Source organism: Rhodococcus sp. Leaf247 (genome assembly GCF_001426185.1).
In the GTDB taxonomy this organism is placed as follows: domain Bacteria; phylum Actinomycetota; class Actinomycetes; order Mycobacteriales; family Mycobacteriaceae; genus Rhodococcoides.
In genome coordinates, this window is record NZ_LMRP01000001.1 from 84,482 (window position 1) to 101,908 (window position 17,427).

The 17,427-nt window shown below is 66.7% G+C and carries 14 protein-coding genes, 1 other RNA gene and 1 pseudogene; 2 read left to right on the forward strand and 14 right to left on the reverse strand.

Annotation, left to right across the window (positions count from 1 at the left end; translation table 11 throughout):
* Positions 1–11: 11 nt before the first annotated feature.
* On the forward strand, positions 12–2,357 hold the full coding sequence (gene glgX, locus ASG64_RS00410) for a glycogen debranching protein GlgX (RefSeq protein ID WP_042573282.1): 2,346 nt from the start codon (positions 12–14) through the stop codon (positions 2,355–2,357).
* Between the two features lie 9 nt (positions 2,358–2,366).
* On the forward strand, positions 2,367–4,715 hold the full coding sequence (gene treY / locus ASG64_RS00415; protein ID WP_056069069.1) for a malto-oligosyltrehalose synthase: 2,349 nt from the start codon (positions 2,367–2,369) through the stop codon (positions 4,713–4,715).
* 20 nt (positions 4,716–4,735) lie between these two features.
* Here treY and ASG64_RS00420 read toward each other — a convergent pair whose 3' ends face one another.
* The 14 genes and pseudogenes from ASG64_RS00420 to ASG64_RS00475 form a co-directional block, all read right to left on the reverse strand.
* Positions 4,736–5,539, reverse strand: a complete 804-nt coding sequence (locus ASG64_RS00420; RefSeq protein ID WP_042573280.1) for a DUF1295 domain-containing protein — start codon at positions 5,537–5,539, stop codon at positions 4,736–4,738.
* A 2-nt stretch (positions 5,540–5,541) separates the two neighbouring features.
* Positions 5,542–6,843 (reverse strand): SAM-dependent methyltransferase, encoded by a 1,302-nt coding sequence (locus ASG64_RS00425; RefSeq protein ID WP_042573279.1) that lies wholly within the window; start codon positions 6,841–6,843, stop codon positions 5,542–5,544.
* A complete protein-coding gene (locus tag ASG64_RS21810) occupies positions 6,840–8,114 on the reverse strand; it encodes an SAM-dependent methyltransferase (protein ID WP_056072365.1) in 1,275 nt (424 codons plus the stop codon). Before ASG64_RS21810 ends, ASG64_RS00425 begins: the two co-directional genes overlap by 4 nt.
* Positions 8,115–8,186: 72 nt before the next feature.
* Positions 8,187–8,900, reverse strand: a pseudogene (locus tag ASG64_RS21815) (DUF1365 domain-containing protein); the annotation flags it as partial.
* Positions 8,897–10,198, reverse strand: coding sequence for an NAD(P)/FAD-dependent oxidoreductase (locus ASG64_RS00435; RefSeq protein WP_056069072.1), 1,302 nt, complete (start codon positions 10,196–10,198; stop codon positions 8,897–8,899). The pseudogene ASG64_RS21815 and the gene ASG64_RS00435, both read right to left, overlap by 4 nt.
* A gap of 57 nt (positions 10,199–10,255) precedes the next feature.
* The gene (locus ASG64_RS00440) at positions 10,256–10,915 is read right to left on the reverse strand and encodes an alpha/beta fold hydrolase (protein WP_056069075.1); all 660 of its coding nucleotides are present in this window, start codon (positions 10,913–10,915) and stop codon (positions 10,256–10,258) included.
* Between the two features lie 98 nt (positions 10,916–11,013).
* Positions 11,014–11,384: a transfer-messenger RNA gene (gene ssrA / locus ASG64_RS21060) on the reverse strand.
* Positions 11,385–11,442: 58 nt separating this feature from the next.
* Positions 11,443–12,960: an SDR family oxidoreductase gene (locus ASG64_RS00445; protein WP_056072370.1), complete on the reverse strand. Its 1,518-nt coding sequence runs from the start codon at positions 12,958–12,960 to the stop codon at positions 11,443–11,445.
* Positions 12,961–13,027: 67 nt separating this feature from the next.
* Positions 13,028–13,897: a DMT family transporter gene (locus ASG64_RS00450; protein ID WP_082042877.1), complete on the reverse strand. Its 870-nt coding sequence runs from the start codon at positions 13,895–13,897 to the stop codon at positions 13,028–13,030.
* Positions 13,894–14,367, reverse strand: a complete 474-nt coding sequence (smpB, locus tag ASG64_RS00455; RefSeq protein ID WP_042573276.1) for an SsrA-binding protein SmpB — start codon at positions 14,365–14,367, stop codon at positions 13,894–13,896. The genes ASG64_RS00450 and smpB overlap by 4 nt, the downstream gene beginning before the upstream one ends.
* Positions 14,368–14,448: 81 nt before the next feature.
* Positions 14,449–15,354: a permease-like cell division protein FtsX gene (gene ftsX, locus ASG64_RS00460; protein ID WP_042573400.1), complete on the reverse strand. Its 906-nt coding sequence runs from the start codon at positions 15,352–15,354 to the stop codon at positions 14,449–14,451.
* 73 nt (positions 15,355–15,427) lie between these two features.
* Positions 15,428–16,117: a cell division ATP-binding protein FtsE gene (gene ftsE, locus ASG64_RS00465; protein WP_042573275.1), complete on the reverse strand. Its 690-nt coding sequence runs from the start codon at positions 16,115–16,117 to the stop codon at positions 15,428–15,430.
* Between the two features lie 53 nt (positions 16,118–16,170).
* Positions 16,171–16,620 (reverse strand): hypothetical protein, encoded by a 450-nt coding sequence (locus tag ASG64_RS00470; RefSeq protein WP_042573274.1) that lies wholly within the window; start codon positions 16,618–16,620, stop codon positions 16,171–16,173.
* On the reverse strand, positions 16,617–17,417 hold the full coding sequence (locus tag ASG64_RS00475) for a mechanosensitive ion channel family protein (RefSeq protein WP_082042899.1): 801 nt from the start codon (positions 17,415–17,417) through the stop codon (positions 16,617–16,619). The genes ASG64_RS00470 and ASG64_RS00475 overlap by 4 nt, the downstream gene beginning before the upstream one ends.
* Positions 17,418–17,427 lie beyond the last annotated feature (10 nt).

The window sequence follows — 17,427 nt, forward strand, 5'->3', positions numbered from 1 at the left end:
GGGTTTCGCACATGTCCGTCGACCATGCACACGAACCGACGATCCAGGTGTGGCCCGGCAGCGCGTACCCCCTGGGCGCAACCTACGACGGCGCCGGAACCAACTTCGCCTTGTTCTCCGAGGTGGCCGAAGCGGTCGATCTGTGTCTGATCGACACCGACGGCAGCGAGACACGAGTGCGGCTCGAGGAGGTCGACGGGTACGTCTGGCACGCCTACGTTCCGCAGGTGCAGCCCGGTCAGCGATACGGCTACCGCGTCCACGGTCCGTGGAACCCCGGCGCCGGACAACGGTGCGACGCCAGCAAGCTCCTGCTCGACCCGTACGGGAAAGCATTCGTCGGCGCCTTCGACGGCGACAGGTCGCTCTTCAGCTACGACATCGACATCCCCGAGCAGCCGACACCGGCGGTCCCAGCCGCCGACGACACGGATGCCGTGGTCCATCCGGGCGACGCCCACGACGGCGGCCCGGCCGGTTCCGCGGCCGCCTCGCGCACCGTCGACGCCACTCGGGCGAACGTTCCCACCGGCGGATCCGTCGCGCCGGCCGCGACGACTCCGGAACCCGAGGACGACGCCGACACCGACGACGGCGATTCCCATTTCCCGCAACACGACTCGTTGGGACACACGATGACCACGGTCGTCGTCAACCCGTTCTTCGACTGGCAGAACGACCGCTCTCCGCGCCGGCCCTACAACGAGACCGTCATCTACGAGGCCCACGTCAAGGGCATGACGATGACGCATCCCGACATTCCGGAAGATTTGCGCGGCACGTACGCCGGCCTGGGTCATCCGGCCGTGATCAGCCACCTGGAAAAGCTCGGCGTGACCGCTATCGAACTGATGCCGGTGCATCAGTTCATGCAGGACCAGACCCTGGTGGACAAGGGACTTCGCAACTACTGGGGTTACAACTCGTTCGGGTTCATGGCTCCGCACAACGAGTACGCGTCCTCCCCCATGGCCGGTTCGGCCGTGTCGGAGTTCAAGACGATGGTGCGCTCGTTCCACGAAGCCGGCATCGAGGTGATCCTCGACGTGGTCTACAACCACACCGCCGAGGGCAACCACATGGGCCCGACGATCGCGTTCCGCGGCATCGACAACGCCGCGTACTACCGGTTGGTCGACGACGATCCGTACTTCTACATGGACTACACGGGGACGGGCAACAGCCTGAACGTGCGTCACCCGCACACCCTGCAGCTGATCATGGACTCCCTGCGCTACTGGGTCACCGAGATGCACGTCGACGGCTTCCGCTTCGACCTGGCGTCGACACTCGCCCGCGAACTGCACGACGTGGACAAGCTGAGCGCGTTCTTCGACCTGGTCCAGCAGGACCCGGTGGTGAGTCAGGTCAAGCTGATCGCCGAGCCGTGGGACGTCGGCGAGGGCGGCTACCAGGTGGGCAACTTCCCCGGTCTGTGGACCGAATGGAACGGTATGTACCGCGACACCGTGCGCGACTACTGGCGCGGCGAGCCGGCGACGTTGGGCGAGTTCGCATCTCGACTGACCGGGTCGTCCGATCTGTACGAGGCCACCGGCCGGCGACCCGGCGCGAGCATCAACTTCGTCATCGCCCACGACGGCTTCACCATGAACGACCTGGTGTCGTACAACGACAAGCACAACGAGGCCAACGGCGAGGACAACAACGACGGCGAGAGCCACAACCGCTCGTGGAACTGCGGCGTCGAGGGTCCCACGGACGATCCCGAGGTGCTGTCGCTGCGTGCCCGTCAGATCCGGAACATGCTGGCCACGTTGATGCTGAGCCAGGGCACACCGATGCTCGCGCACGGCGACGAGATGGGCCGAACTCAGCAGGGCAACAACAACGTCTACTGCCAGGACTCGGAACTGGCGTGGATGGACTGGTCACTCGCGGAGACGAACTCCGATCTCGTCGAGTTCACCTCGCGGGTCATCGCCCTGCGCAACGACCATCCCGTTTTCCGCCGTCGCCGGTTCTTCGAAGGCCGTCCCATCCGCAAGGCGGAGCAGACTCGCGACATCGCGTGGCTCACCCCGACCGGCGAGGAGATGACCGAGGAGGACTGGGACAGCGGTTTCGGTAAATCCCTCGCCGTCTTCCTCAACGGCGAGAACATTCCCGAGCCCGACAACCGCGGCAACCGTGTCGTGGACGACACGTTCTACCTGTGCTTCAACGCGCACCACGAGCCGATCGACTTCACCACTCTGGACGGCAAGTACGCGGACGAGTGGACCGTCGCGCTGGACACCGCCAGCGCTACCGGCGCCGACGATCGCGTCATCGTTGCCGGGACGGCCGTCGAGGTGCAAGCACGATCACTGTTGGTGCTGCGGAAAACGGGGTAAGGAAGCGCTATGACCCGCGACGCGATCACCTCGACCTACCGTTTCCAGCTGCGGGGTGATCGCTTCACCCTCCGCGACGCCACGTCGCTGGTTCCCTACCTCGCCGAACTGGGTGTCTCGCACGTCTACCTCTCCCCGATCCTCACGGCCTCGGAGGGCTCGACGCACGGCTACGACGTCACGGATCCCCGCACGGTCTCGGAAGCCCTGGGTGGTCGCGCTGCCCTCGAAGAACTGGTCTCCGAAGCCCGCTCGCACGGTCTCGGCGTCGTCGTCGACATCGTTCCCAACCATCTCGGCGTCGCCACGGCCCACGAGAACCCGTTCTGGTGGGACGTTCTGAAGTTCGGTCGCGCATCTCAGTACGCGTCGTACTTCGACATCGACTGGGCAGGCGCCGAACGCGTCGCACTGCCCGTCCTCGGTGACGACGCCGATGTGAACGAGCTCAGCGTCGACAGGTCCGGCGACGAGGTCGTGCTGGCGTACTACGACAACCGGTATCCCGTGGACCCGTCGACCGACGACGGTTCCGACGACGCGAAGGCGTTGCACGACAAGCAGTCCTACGAACTGGTGGGATGGCGCTCGGGCCGCATCGGATACCGCCGATTCTTCTCCGTCAGCGACTTGGCCGGGTTGCGACAGGAGGATCCGGCAGTCTTCGATGCGACGCACGCCGAAGTCCGCAGCTGGTTCGACGACGGTCTGGTGGACGGGGTCCGCGTCGATCATCCCGACGGTTTGACGGCGCCCGCCGAGTATCTGTCGCGGCTGCGCGGCGTCGTCGGACCCGACTCGTGGCTCGTCATCGAGAAGATCCTCACGGCGGACGAACCACTGGACGTCACCCTTCCCGTCGACGGCACCACCGGCTACGACGCGCTGGCGGATCTGGGCGGTGTCTTCGTCGATCCGACAGGCGAGTCCGCGCTGACGCAGCTCTCCCTCGACACGACGGGCGAAGCCGGTGACGCATTGTGGGTGCACGGGGCGGAGCGGGCGATCAAGGAGGAGACGGCACGCACGCAGCTGGCTCCCGAGGTACGTCGCCTGGTAGCGGCCATCGCTCGCGACACCGGTCTGGAGTTCGACCACGATCTCGCGATCGACGCCGTCACCGCGGTGGTCGCACGGATGCCGGTCTACCGGTCGGACTACGCACCGCTCGCCGGAATGTTGCCGCGTCTGCTCGGCGACGTCGCCGTCGATCGACCGGACCTCGTTCCGGCGCTGGAGATCCTCGCAGCGGCGGTGTCCACCAGCGGAGAAGCGTCGGGTCGGCTCCAGCAGGTGGCCGGCGCCGTGATGGCGAAGAGCGTCGAGGACTGCATGTTCTACCGCACCTCGCGCCTGGTCTCGCTGCAGGAGGTCGGCGGAGACCCGTCGCGCTTCGGTCGCTCGGTCGCCGAGTTCCATCTCCGGTTGTCGGAGCGAGCACGGTTGTGGCCCCGCGCCATGACGACGTTGTCGACACACGACACCAAGCGCGGAGAGGACGTCCGCGCGCGCATCGGAATCCTCTCGCAGACACCCGATCTGTGGCGGAGCTGCCTCGCGGACTGGGAGGCGGAGGCGCCGTCGCCCAACGGTCCCACCGGACTCTTCCTGTGGCAGAACATCATCGGGACGTGGCCTGCAGACGGCGTCGTGACGGACGAGTACCGCGAGCGACTGCATGCCTACGCGGAGAAGGCGATCCGCGAAGCAGGGTCGTTCACCGGATGGAACGACGTCGACGAGGACTTCGAGTCGGCCGTGCACTCGTGGATCGACACCGTCCTCGACGGTCCGGTCGCATCGTCGGTGACGAGCTTCGTTTCGCAGATCGCACCGCACGCATGGACCGATGCGCTGGGCCAGAAGCTCCTCCACATCGCGGGCCCCGGAATTCCCGACATCTACCAGGGCACGGAACTCTGGGAGGACTCTCTGGTCGATCCGGACAACCGCCGCAACGTGGACTACTCCACCCGTCGGGCGTTATTGGACACCTCGGGCACACCTGCACTCGACACCACCGGGGCGGCGAAGTTCCACGTGACCCGGGCCGCCGCCCGCCTACGCCGAGAACGTCCGTCGAGCTTCGTCGGCGGCGGCTACTCCCCCGTGTTCGCCACCGGGACCGCTGCCGATCACGTCGTCGCCTTCGGTCGCGGTCCGGCCGCCGAGGACTCCGACGTCCTGGCGATCGCTACCCGCCTGTCGCTCGGCCTGGTGGAATCCGGGTGGGGTGACACCGCTCTGGAGTTACCGGATGGCACGTGGACGGACGTGCTCACCGGTCGCAGAGTCTCCGGATCCGTCGCGGTCGGCGAGCTTCTCGCCGACCTTCCGGTCGCGCTTCTCACGCGGTGACACGGTCCGCCGGAGAAGGCTCACGCCTTCTTCGGCGGGAGCGGGACGAAATAGCTGGTGCGCTGTTGGTACTCGCGGTAGCCGGGACGCTCGGCCATGTGCTGCTCGAGCAGGCGCGCGCCCGTCGCGAAGACGAGGAAGTACGTCATCGCCACCGGGGAGAGCACCGTCAGCACGCCCGGCCAGTGCGCGGCGGCGACGAGGAAGATGCCCCACCACACGCACGCGTCCCCGAAGTAGTTCGGGTGACGGGTGAATCGCCACAGGCCGCGGTCCATGATGGTGCCCTTGGACGACGGGTCGGCCTTGAAGTCGTCCATCTGCTTGTCGCCGACGGTCTCGAACGAGATGCCGACGATCCACGCCACCACACCGAGCGCGGTGATGATGCCCGCGGACCCCTGCGTCACCGCCGAGACCTGCACCGGCAGCGAGACGAACCACAACGCGAGCCCCTGCGTCAGGTAGATCTTGCGGATCGCGTACAGCGCAGGACTTCCGGGAGCCGACGAGAGCATCTTCTCGTATCGCGGATCCTCGCCCTTGCCCCGCGATCGTCGGAACATCGACACGGCGAGCCTGGTGCCCCACGCGCCCACCAGGACGAGCAGCAGCACTCGACGCCAGCCGTCGCCGGCTCCCGTCAGCGCAGCGACCAGCGCCACCGCCACGAAGCCGGCACCCCAGCTGACGTCGACCACATTGTGTCGACCGATCCGGAAACCGATCAGCGCGGTCACCGTCAGCACGACGACGACCGCCACGAGCGACGACACCGTGACCACGGCGAAGGCGCCCCAGGTCCCGGCGTCGGTGCCGACCATGCTCACCCGTGCGACCGCACGGGCGGCATGGAAGACACGCCGCGCTCGTCGGGTCGCACCGACAGGATCTGATCGACGCCCATCCGGCCGTCGCGGAAAGCCATCCCGCCGCCGACGAGGTACAGGCGCCACACCCGCGCCACCTCGTCGCCGACCAACGCCACGAGGTCGTCCCAACGGCTCTCGAAGGTCTCGTACCAGGCGTCGACGGTTCGGACGTAGTGCTCGCGCAGCGCATGTACGTCGCGCACCTCGAGGCCGGATTCCTCGATCATCGCCACCGTCGCACCGACCGGTCGCATGTACATGTCGGGCGCGATGAACGACTCGATGAACGCGCCGCCGCCGGGGTTGTCTCCCGCCTTGCGGGACATCTGCTGCACCAGCACTCGACCGCCGGCCACGACGTTGTCGTACAGCGCCTTCGCGTACACCGGGTAGTTCTTCTCGCCGACGTGCTCGCCCATCTCGATGGACGCGACGGCGTCGAACGGGCCGTCGGGCACCTCGCGGTAGTCCTGGATCCGGATCTCGACCCGGTCCTGGAGTCCGCGGTCGGCGATCCGCTTGTCGATGAACGCTTTCTGTTCGCGGGAAATGGTGACGCCCACGACCTGCGCGCCGTAGTGCTCGGCGGCGTGCAGGCTGAGCGATCCCCACCCGCAGCCGACATCGAGGAACCGCATACCGGGGCGCGTGTCGAGTCCGATCTTGCGGCAGACCAGGTCCAGCTTGTCGCGCTGCGCATCCTCGAGTCCGTACGCGGGGTCGTCCGACGTCCAGTAGCCACTGGAGTAGGCCATCTGCGGATCGAGCACCATCTCGTAGAACTCGTTCGACAGGTCGTAGTGGTGACTGATGGCAGCGCGGTCCCGGACCAGGGAGTGCAGGCGACCCTTGATGACGGCCTGCGACGCGGGGGCGGGCAGCGGTCGGCCACCGCGTCCGAGCCCGACGACACCCAGGGACGCCGCCGTGCGGATCAGGTCGACGACGGCCTTGGGGCTCGGCCGGACCGCGGTGAGGCGACGGGAGCGCACGACCTCCCACACGTGGGTCAGTGCCTCGTTCAGATCGCCCTCGACATCCAGTTCACCCGTGACGTAGGCCTGCGCCGCACCCAGCTCGCCGGGACTCCACAGCAACCGCCGCAGAACGTTCGGGCTGTAGAGGGTCACGGCGGGTGCGTCGATCGGCCCGGCGGTCGATCCGTCCCAGGCAGTCAGCCGTACCGGCAACGCACCTCCCACGAAAGGCGCCAGCAACGTCTCCAGTCGGGCTGCCACGGTGGCGTCGGTGGTCATGAGTCACTCCTTCGTTCGAGCAGGATCTGTTGGACGTCGATGTAGCCCGACCCGAATCCGGCCTCGGAGTAGCAGAGGTAGAAGTGCCACATCCGGGCGAAGACGTCGTCGAAGCCGAGCATGCGAGCTTCCTCGACGTGATCACGGAAGCGCTCGTCCCACAGTCGGAGTGTCCGTGCGTAGTGGTCACCGATGGACAGACGCTCGCGCACCCGCAGCGTCGTCTCCTTCTCGGTGATGTTCTCGATCGCACGGATCGACGGCAGGAACCCGCCCGGGAAGATGTACTTGTGCACCCAGGTGTAGGTGTTCCGCGTGGCGAGCATGCGCTCGTGCGGCATCGTGATGGCCTGGATGGCCACCTTGCCACCGGGCGCGAGGACGGAGTCGATGGTGCGGAAGTATTCGCCCCAATACTGGTGTCCCACAGCCTCGATCATCTCGACCGAGACGATCGCGTCGTACTCGCCGTCGACCAGGCGGTAGTCCAGTAGGTCCACCTGGACACGGTCGGCGAAGCCCGCTGCGTCGATGCGCTTGTATGCCAGTTCCTGTTGTTCGATCGAGAGCGTGACGGATCGGACCGTGGCCCCGCGCTCGGCCGCCCGGATGGCCAGTTCACCCCAGCCGGTGCCGATCTCGAGAACCCGTGTCCCGGCAGTGACCCCGGCTCGGTCGAGGAGACGGTCGATCTTGGCGCGCTGGGCATCCGCGAAGTCGTCCCATGTCGGCGCCGGAGTCAGCGACGGGAACAGCGCACTCGAGTACGTCATCGTCTCGTCGAGGAAGAGCTCGAACATCTCGTTCGACAGGTCGTAGTGCCGCGAGATGTTCGACCGCGTGTTGGTCGTCGTGTTCGTCTCGGTCTTCGGTTGTTTCGGGATGTAGAGCCCGCGCAGGCGCTGCAACCACTTCGGGATCAGGGTCGCCATGCGCTCGGCGAACACGCCCAGGGCGGCGGTGAGATCCGGCGCGTCCCAGTCGCCGGCCATGTAGGCCTCGCCGAATCCGATCAGGCCGCTCTCACCCACCCGCGCCGCGAAGTCGCGCGGGCGGTGGATCGTCATGACGGGTGCCGACGGATCGTTCGCGCCGCCGCCGAGAACCACACCGCCCGGCATCTCGACGCGGATGTTCAGATGCTCCGACGCTCGCCGGAACAACGCATCCGCGACGGGCGCGGCGAGACGCGCCTTGACCGTCGTCGGAGCCGTGCCGATCGACGGCCATCGGTCCGCATCGATCGTCCGTGCCGGCGCGTAAGGAGTCATCTCGGTGCTTTCTGTCAGGGTGTCGGGGGCAGGAGGAGCGGGGTGTGTGTCATCGGGTGCGGGCGGCCGCGGAACTGTGCGTAGTCCGCGCGCCCACAGCGCGATGCCCTGGCGCCGGATACGCGCACTCACCACGTGGGGAGCGAACGGGGCGCGCGCCAGAACGCGCGCGACGACCCCCGGTGTCGCCGTCCGTCCGGTACCGGACATCGTCGCGACGAAAGGTGGGTGGCCGTCCCGGATCAACGTGATCGACAGCGCCAGAGTGCCGTCGGGTTCGGGAAGTCGCATCGCGTACTCGCCACTGACGTCGTTGAACGGCGAGACGTAGAACTCCTTGGGCGTACGGGCGGCGCCACGCTCGTCGGTGTCGAGCAGGTACCGGTGCCGCTCTCCGTAGGTGTTGTGCACCTCGGCCACGACGTGCTCGACGCGTCCGGCTCGGTCGTGCAGCCAGTACACGGTCAACGGGTTGAACACGTACCCCAGGACGCGTGCGTTGGTCAGCATCGTGATGTGGCCGACGACGGGAGGGATGCCCCGCGACTGCAGGAAATCGTCGAGATTGGACCGCAGTGACGCCGCCGGATCACCGACGTGGTCCGCGGAGTCGATCGCCGCGAACGCTGCCAACGGGCCGGGAAGTGCAGGAAGGTGGTCGATGTCGACGAACCACGAGTAGCTGCGGTAGGTGAACTCGTTCTCGACGGGAGCCGTCCGGATGTGCCGGATGGACGTGTCGTAGATCGCCGGCCGAGTGTCGTGAGGCGTCCGCACCCCGCTCATGTCCAGGCTCCGCCGAGGCGTTCGGCTGCACGAAGACCCGATGCGGCGCCGTCCTCGTGGAATCCCCACCCGTGATAGGCGCCGGCGTACGCGACCTGGTCGGTGTTCAACTCGGGGAGACGCGCCTGCGCCGCCACCGATTCCGACGTGTACAGCGGGTGCTCGTATCGCATGGTCTCGACCACCGCGGACGGGTCGAGCGCGGCGCCCTCGGCGGTCGGATCGCTCTCGTCGCCGAGGGTGACGAGGTAGCGAGAGCCCGTGTCCGGGAGCCGCTGCAACCGTGACATGTCATAGGTGACGACGACCCCGCCGGGCGCAGCGCTGCACTGGGGCATCCGGTAGTTCCACGACGCGCGAGCTCTCGGCGTCCGCGGGAGAACTGTCTCGTCCGTGTGCAGCCGCGCGACGTTCGGCGAGTACGGCATGGCACCGAGGACCAGGTGCTCGGTGGAGGTCGGATCTGCCAGCATCTTCAGGGCCTGCTGGGGATGGGTCGCGACGACCACGGCGTCGTAGGTGTCCGTCGACCCCCGAGCGTCCTCGATCTCCACGCCCCGGTCGGTCCGCCGGATCGACGCCACCGGCGTACCGGTGCGAATGTCGGCGATTCTCTCCGCGACCCGATCGACGTACGTGACGGATCCGCCCGTCACCGTCCGCCAGGTCGGTGATCCGCCGACGCCCAGCATTCCGTGGTGCTCGAGGAACGAGAAGAGGTAGCGCGCAGGGTAATCCAAGGCCCGTGACGGCTCGCAGGACCACACGGCGGACACCAGCGGCGTCATGAAGTGCGACTCGAAGTACTCCGAGAACTCGTGGTGTGCGAGGAAGTCGGCGACTGTCGAATCGTCGTCGGGGGCAGCCAGCAGCGCACGAGCGCTACGGTGAAAGCGCGTGACGTCGAGCAACATTCGCAGGTAACGACCGCGCAGGAGCACCGAGGGGCTCGGGAACAGACCCGAGAATCCCTGGCCGCCGGAGTATTCGAGACCGCAACCGTCGCAGCGGATGGACATGCTCATGTCCGATTCCTGCGTGGGAACGTCGAGTTCGCGGAAGAGCCGTTGCAACGTCGGGTAGGTGCGATCGTTGTGGACGATGAAACCGGTGTCGACGGGAATCACGCCGTGCGACGTCGTCGACACGGAATGCGTGTCGGCGTGTCCGCCCAGCCGCTCGTCCGCCTCGTACACGGTCACACGAGCGTTCTTGGAGAGGACGTACGCGGCGGTGAGGCCCGCGACCCCTGCTCCGACCACGGCGACGCGCCGCTCGGTGAGGTCACCGTCCGTCATGTGTGTTCTCCCTAACGTGAAGCGACGTCTCCGGGAAGCGGAGAACCGTTCGCTGTATCACTCGGGTTTCGTAGACGAGACCTTCCGCGATTGGTCGAGAACGAACTCGCGTACCCGGCTCGACCATGCCCGCGGTGATCGAAGCATGAAATGTCCGGCTCCGCGCATCGCGACGAATGTGGCGTCCACTCCCCTGGCCGATGCCCGCTCCGTCGCCGCGCGGGACGCGACAGGATCGGTCCAGCGGTCCACCGTGCCGTGCAGGACCAGAAGCTTCTGCCCGGCACGCATCGTGTCGGTCTCGGTGCCGTCCGGCCACCACGGAGCAAGTGCGGCGACCGCGACGACGCGGGGATGGCCGGCAATGGCCGCGGCGGCGCGCCCACCCATCGAATGACCGACGACCGTGATGCTCACGTTCGGCCCGTACGCCTCGACCAGTCGGTCGCACGCCCACTGCGCATCGCGCACCGGACTGCGATCGCTTCCGTTCCACCCGCGGTACCGGTACTGCAGTTGGGTGACGACGGTGTCGTCACCCGCCGCGCGTCGCAGGTCGCGGGTGAACGGCACCATCCGGACAGCGGACAACTGCCACGGCTGCGCCCTGTCGGTGCTCGCCACCTTCCCGCCGTGCAGGACGAGAACCGCCGCGGACGCCGGGCCGCGACGCAGTCCGTGCAGATGCGGGGTGATGTTGGAGTCAGTGCTGCTCATACTCCTCATTCGCTACGCCGACCGTGGTGGATGTCGATCTGTGGCTGACACGACACCGGCCGAACACCTTCACGGTGTCCGGCCGGTGGTCGGTATTTCTGTGGAGCTGCCGGGAATCGAACCCGGGTCCTGTGTCGGTTTGCTAGGGCTTCTCCGTGCGCAGTCCGCTATGCCTCTACTTGGATCTCCAGATCTCGCAGACAAGCCTGGATGACGATCCCAGCCACTGTTTGATGTTCCACATCACTCCGCAGCCGAGTGAATAGGTGAGCCCTCTAGCTGATGCCAGTACCCGGCCCGAGGGCGAAACCGGACTGACAGACACGCAGTCGCTACTTAGGCAGCGAGTGCGTAGTCGCGCTGATTGGAATCGGCGCTTATATTTTTGCGATGACGCTTACGGTGGTCTCTCGCCTGCACCGGCACGCTTCCCCTAACTAGACGCACACAGTCGAAACCGTTCAGCCCCTTTCCCGCCCGAAGGCGATGTGTCCGCCGAACTTCTCCGGCGGCTCACCAGTCTAACGTCATCCGACGCGGGTTTCATCCCGTTTGTTGCCGGTGTCGGCCGCACGCTCCGCCTTGTGCGTGATGTTCTCGAGCATCCCCCGGAAGATGACGCCGTGGAACGGCATGATGGCGAACCAGTAGACACGTCCGCCCAGGCCACGCGGGAAGAAGATGGCGCGCTGCTCGTACCGCGACCGCCTGCCGCCGTCGAGCGGCAGCACCTTGAGCTCGAGCCAGGCTCCGCCCGGCGCCTTCATCTCCGCGCGCAACCGCAACAGCGATCCACGCTCGATCTCCTCGACACGCCACCAATCGAGAGCCTCGCCGTTGACCAGGCGGCGCGGGTCGCGTCGACCACGCTTCAAGCCCACTCCGCCGACGACCTTGTCCAGCCACCCGCGGATGACCCACGCGGCGGGGAACGAGTACCAGCCGTTCTCGCCGCCGATTCCCTCGACGACGTCCCACAGCAACTCCGGCGGGGCGTTGCAGTCCTGGGCCCGTTCGTCGACGTAGACCACCTCACCGGCCCAATCGGGGTCCGACGGCAGCGGATCCGACGGTGCGCCGTTGTCGGTAGCGTTCGACCACGTCGTCTCGACCTCGCCGTCCTCGATGCGTCGCAACGCGAGGTGGACGGAATCCGCGAAGGTGGTCAATCCGCCCTCGGGCGGAGGCACGACCGTGTCGATGTCCTGCTCGTGGGCGATGGCGTCGTACTGCAGTGATTCGATGAGCGGCATGGCCAGGCCCCTGGGGATCGGCGTGACCAGCCCGATCCAGTGACCGGCCAGCCTGGGCGTCAGCACCGGCAGCACCAACATCCGACGCTTGCGCAGGCCCGCCACGCTGGCGTATTCGTTCATCATCTCGCCGTACTGCAGAACATCCGGACCACCGATGTCCCAGGTACGGGACGTCTCGAACGGGGCTGTCGCAGACTCGATCAGGTAGTGCAACACGTCGCGGACGGCGATCGGCTGGATCTGGTTGTGCACCCACTTCGGGGTGGTCATGACGGGGAGTCGGTTGGTGAGATGGCGGATCATCTCGAACGACGCGGATCCCGACCCGATCACGACGCCGGCCTGGAGCACGACGGTGAAGACGCCGGAGTCGATGAGGATCCGACCGACCTCGGCGCGGGACTCGAGGTGCGGGGAGAGCTCGCCGTCGACCGGGTGCAGACCTCCGAGGTAGACGATGCGGCGAACTCCTGCAGCCTTCGCCGCGTCGGCGACGTTCTGCGCGCTGATCCGCTCGGCCTCGGCGAAGTGATCCGAACCGCCCATCGAGTGGACCAGGTAGTAGACGACGTCGACGTCGCGGAACGCCTCGTCGAGCGACTCGCGGTCGTTCAGGTCGCCGCGCACGACCTCGACGTTCGCGGCCCACGGAACGTCGCGGAGCTTCTGCGGCGATCGCGCGAGAACGCGAACGCGGTAACCGGCTTCCTGCAATCGCGGCGCCAATCGACCGCCGATGTATCCGGTTGCCCCGGTGACGACGACACGTGCGCCCGCTTCGGTGTTCATGTCCTCCATTCGTAGCAGAGGAGCACGTCGAGTGTGGTGCACGCCGGTTGCAGTCACCGACAGGTGGTCAGGCACCCGCGGTGATCAGCCCGACCGCACCCAGTGCGATGACCATGCCCACGATCTGCACCTTGGCGACCTTCTCTCCCAGCATCACCATGGCCAGCAACACGGTCGCGGCGGGATAGAGCGAGGCGATCACGCTGACGAGGGACAGGAGCCCACCCTGGAACGCGTAGAGCAGTGCTGCATTGGCTGCGACGTCCAGAACCGCGATCCACGCGGCCAGCTTCAGCACTCCTCCGCGGGGGAAGGAAAACATGCCCGTGCCGACGGCGACTGCCCACACGAGGGCGGTGGCCGTGACCCGATTGGCCAGCAACGGCCACAGACCTGCGTCGTCCTCCCCGGCCAGGTCGAGGAAGATGAACGTCAACGCGAACGCCAGACCGGATCCGACGGTCAGCCATGCCACGCGGGGCGTGAACCGCAGCGTCCGACCCCCGGCCACATCACCCGCCGCGTCGTCGGGAGACTCCTTGCTGACCATGATCACGGCGACCAGCGCCAGAGCGATGCCGATGTACGCCGGAACACCGGGACGCTCGCCCAGGACCAGTCCGACGCCGACGGGCACACCTGCCACCACGACTGCGGTGATCGGGGAGACGACAGCCATCGGTCCGGCGGCGAGTGCCAGATAGAACCACCACACGGCAACTCCGCCGGCCAGTCCGGACAGCGCACCCCACATCACGGACGACGCGGTCAGTGTGCCTCCGACGAACGGCATCACGGCTGCCACGATCAGAACCGAGACCGGGTACGAGACGATGACCACGCGCAGCGCGGCGACACGTCGGGACGCGACTCCTCCGACGAAGTCACTGACGCCGTAACCGAGCGCCGCGATCAGCGCGAGGACGATCGCGGTCAGCGCATTCCCTTTATCCGACGACCCAGCTCACGAGTGACCTCGCGTTCCGCCGTGCGACGGGCCAGATCCTGACGCTTGTCGTAGTCCTGCTTGCCCTTCGCCAGGGCCAGCTCGACCTTGACCTTGCCCTCGTTGAAGTACATCGACAGCGGCACCAGGGTCATGTTGCCCTCGCGGGTCTTGCCGATCAGCAGTTCGATCTCCCGCTTGTGCAGCAGCAGTTTGCGGTTGCGACGCGGCGCGTGGTTGGTCCAGCTCCCCGCCATGTACTCGGGAATGTGCAGTCCGCGTAGCCACACCTCGCCGTCGTCGACGGTCGCGAACGCGTCGGCCAAGGACGCCTTGCCGTCCCGCAGACTCTTGACCTCGGTACCGACCAACGCGACACCGGCCTCGTACACGTCGAGGATCGTGTAGTTGTGGCGCGCCTTGCGGTTGGTCGCAATGGCCTTGCGACCTTTCTCCTTCACAGCTGGAACTCCTTCGGGCGCGACTGGACATGACTTCTGACAACCATAAGGACGGTGTCCACTCGTTTGTTCCGGTGGGCGTTACTGGCGTACGTAGAGCCGGAGCGTGATGTACGAGGTGACCGTCGCCATCCCGACGCCGACGAGCAGCAGGATGGGCGAGACCAGGAGCACGTCACTGGTGGTGATCCGGGCCAGGATGTTGGCCTGGTACAGGTCGTCCAGGACCGAGTCGATGAACGCGGACTTCGCGGTGAACAGACCGGCGATGGCGAGGACGGCACCGACCAGCGACGCCACGATCGCCTCGAGCAGGAACGGCAGCTGCGTGTACCACCGTGTCGCGCCGACGAGTCGCATGATGCCGACCTCGGTTCGACGGGTGAAGGCGGCGATCTGCACCATGTTCGCGATAAGGAGGACCGCGGCGATCGCCTGGACCACGGCGACGGCGAAGGCCGCGTTGCGGACGCCGGCCAGCACACTGAACAGCCGGTCCACCAGTTCGCGCTGGTTCAGCACGCTCTGAACGCCGGGTCGAGCACCGAACTGGTCGTTGACCACGCCGAAGCGTTCCGGATCGCTCAGCTTCACCTTGAACGACGCCGGGAAGCTCTCGGGCGAGACGAGCGACGCGAGCTCCGGCTGATCCTTGAACACACGGTCGGTCGCATCCGCGACGGCGTCCTCACGGTTGAGGTACTGGACGGACACCACGGAGGGCGTGGACTCGAGGTCGGATCGCAGGCCGGAGCAGATGCCCGAGGTGCAGTCCGGGTCGCTGGTGGAGATGTCGTCGGTCAGGAAGATCTGGACCTCGACGCGGTCCAGGAAGATCTGCTGCGTCTTGCCGGCCATCTGCACCACGAGCAAGCCGCCGCCGAACAGGCCGAGCGAGATGGCCGTCGTGAGAACCATCGCGATGGTCATGGTGATGTTGCGGCGCAGACCCGTCAGGACCTCACCGAGAAGAAAACTGGCGCGCACGTTCACATACTTTCGTCGAGACGGAATCGGACAGTGGCCCGGAAAGGTCGAAGGGGCCGGGAGCGGGAATCGATCAGCGACCGACTCCGTACACGCCCCGCGCCTCGTCGCGCACCACACGGCCGTTGTCCAATTCCACGACCCGACGGCGCATCGAATCGACGATGTGGTTGTCGTGGGTCGCCATCAGGATCGTGGTGCCGGTGCGGTTGATGCGCTCGAGCAGCAGCATGATGTCCTGGCTGGTGTCGGGGTCGAGATTGCCGGTCGGCTCGTCCGCCAGCAGCACCAGGGGACGGTTCACGAATGCCCTCGCCACGGCGACGCGCTGCTGCTCACCACCGGACAGCTCCGTGGGGAGTCGATCCGCCTTGCCGGACAGTCCGACCAGTTCGAGGACCTCGGGAACGGTGCGCTCGATGACGTTGCGGGGCTTGCCGATCACCTCGAGGGCGAAGGCGACGTTCTCCGACACGGTCTTGTTCTGGAGCAGTCGGAAGTCCTGGAACACGCAGCCCATGCTCTGCCGGAGCTTCGGCACACGACGACCGGCGAGCTTGTTCACGTGGAAATCCGCGACCGTGATGTTGCCCGAGGTCGGCATCTCCTCGCGCAGGAGAAGCCTCATGAACGTCGACTTCCCCGACCCGGACGCACCGATCAGGAAGACGAACTCGCCCTTGTCGATGGATACGGTCACTTTGTCCAACGCTGGACGAGTCGACGACTTGTAGGACTTCGAGACGTTCTCCACGCTGATCACGGGTCGCCAGTGTAGCCGCGCGCCCCGACAGTGCCCCTACCGCGACGCGCGGGTCAGTTCGTTCCGGTCGGCAACGGCAAGCCCGGAATCGTCGGGAGCTGGAAGCCGGGTGCGCGCGTCGTCGTCGGCGCCACGCCGGTCGTCTGCTGCTGCCCGGACGGGACCGCGGCATCGTCACCCGGAGCAGTCGTGGTGACGGTGGGTGACGGTGTGGTCGTGCTCGGGAACACCGTCGTCGTCGGCGCGTAGGTCTGCTCCGGCTCCTCCGTCGGAGTGATCGACGTCGGGGTGGGCGGAACGTACACGGGCGAATTCTCGTTCTTCGTGGGATCGAAGCGCACGTTGTTCCACAGCACGAGCACCAGGAAGAAGACGACCACCATCACGACCGTCGTCGTCCGGAAGCCGCCGAGGATGCGCGCGGGAATCCGCGACATCCATCCAGGGCGCAGGCTTCGCCGCCATCCGACGTCCTGACCGGTGCCGGGTTCGTTCGAGGTCACTGCTCCCCTCCCACTGGTCGATCGGCGGACAGTTCGGGCGACACGGTGATGCCGTCGTTGCGCAGGGTGATCGCGATGCGGGCGCGCAACTCACGCCCCACCTCGAACTGCTTACCCGGAAGAGTGCGCGCCACGATGCGGAGGTTGACCTGGTCGACCTCGATGCTCTCGACGCCCATGACGGTCGGCTCGTCGAGCAGCAGTTCGGACAGTCGCCTGTCCTCGAAGGCGTCGACTCCGACGGATTTGAGCAGCTCCGTCACGCGGGACAGGTCGGCCGTCGGCGGGACCGGCACGTCGATGACGGCTCTCGCCCAGTCCTTGGACAGGTTGACCGCCTTGACGATCTGCCCGTTCGGGACGGTGATCACCTCACCCTCCGCCGACCGGACGCGCGTCACGCGGAGTGTGACGTCCTCGACGGTGCCGATGGCGTCCCCGGCCGTTCCGGTGATCGCGAGTTGCACCACGTCTCCGTAGCCGTACTGCCGCTCGGTGATGATGAAGAAGCCGGACAGGATGTCCTGCACGATGCGTTGCGCACCGAAGCCCAGCGCCGCACCGAGCACGGTGGCCGGAGCGACGAGGCTCGTGATGGGAAAGCCGAGTCGCTGCAGCACTCTGATCGCCACCAGCACGTAGATCATCGCGATGACGACCCAGGTCACGACCTGCGCGACCGAATGCCGATGCTTGGCCGCCTCGGTGCGGACCAGGGCGTCGGTCTGCTGGTAGGTGCGATCGATCCGGCCGGTGATCTTTCCGCCGGCCCATCCCACGGCCCGAGCGGCGAGCATGCCGCCAAGG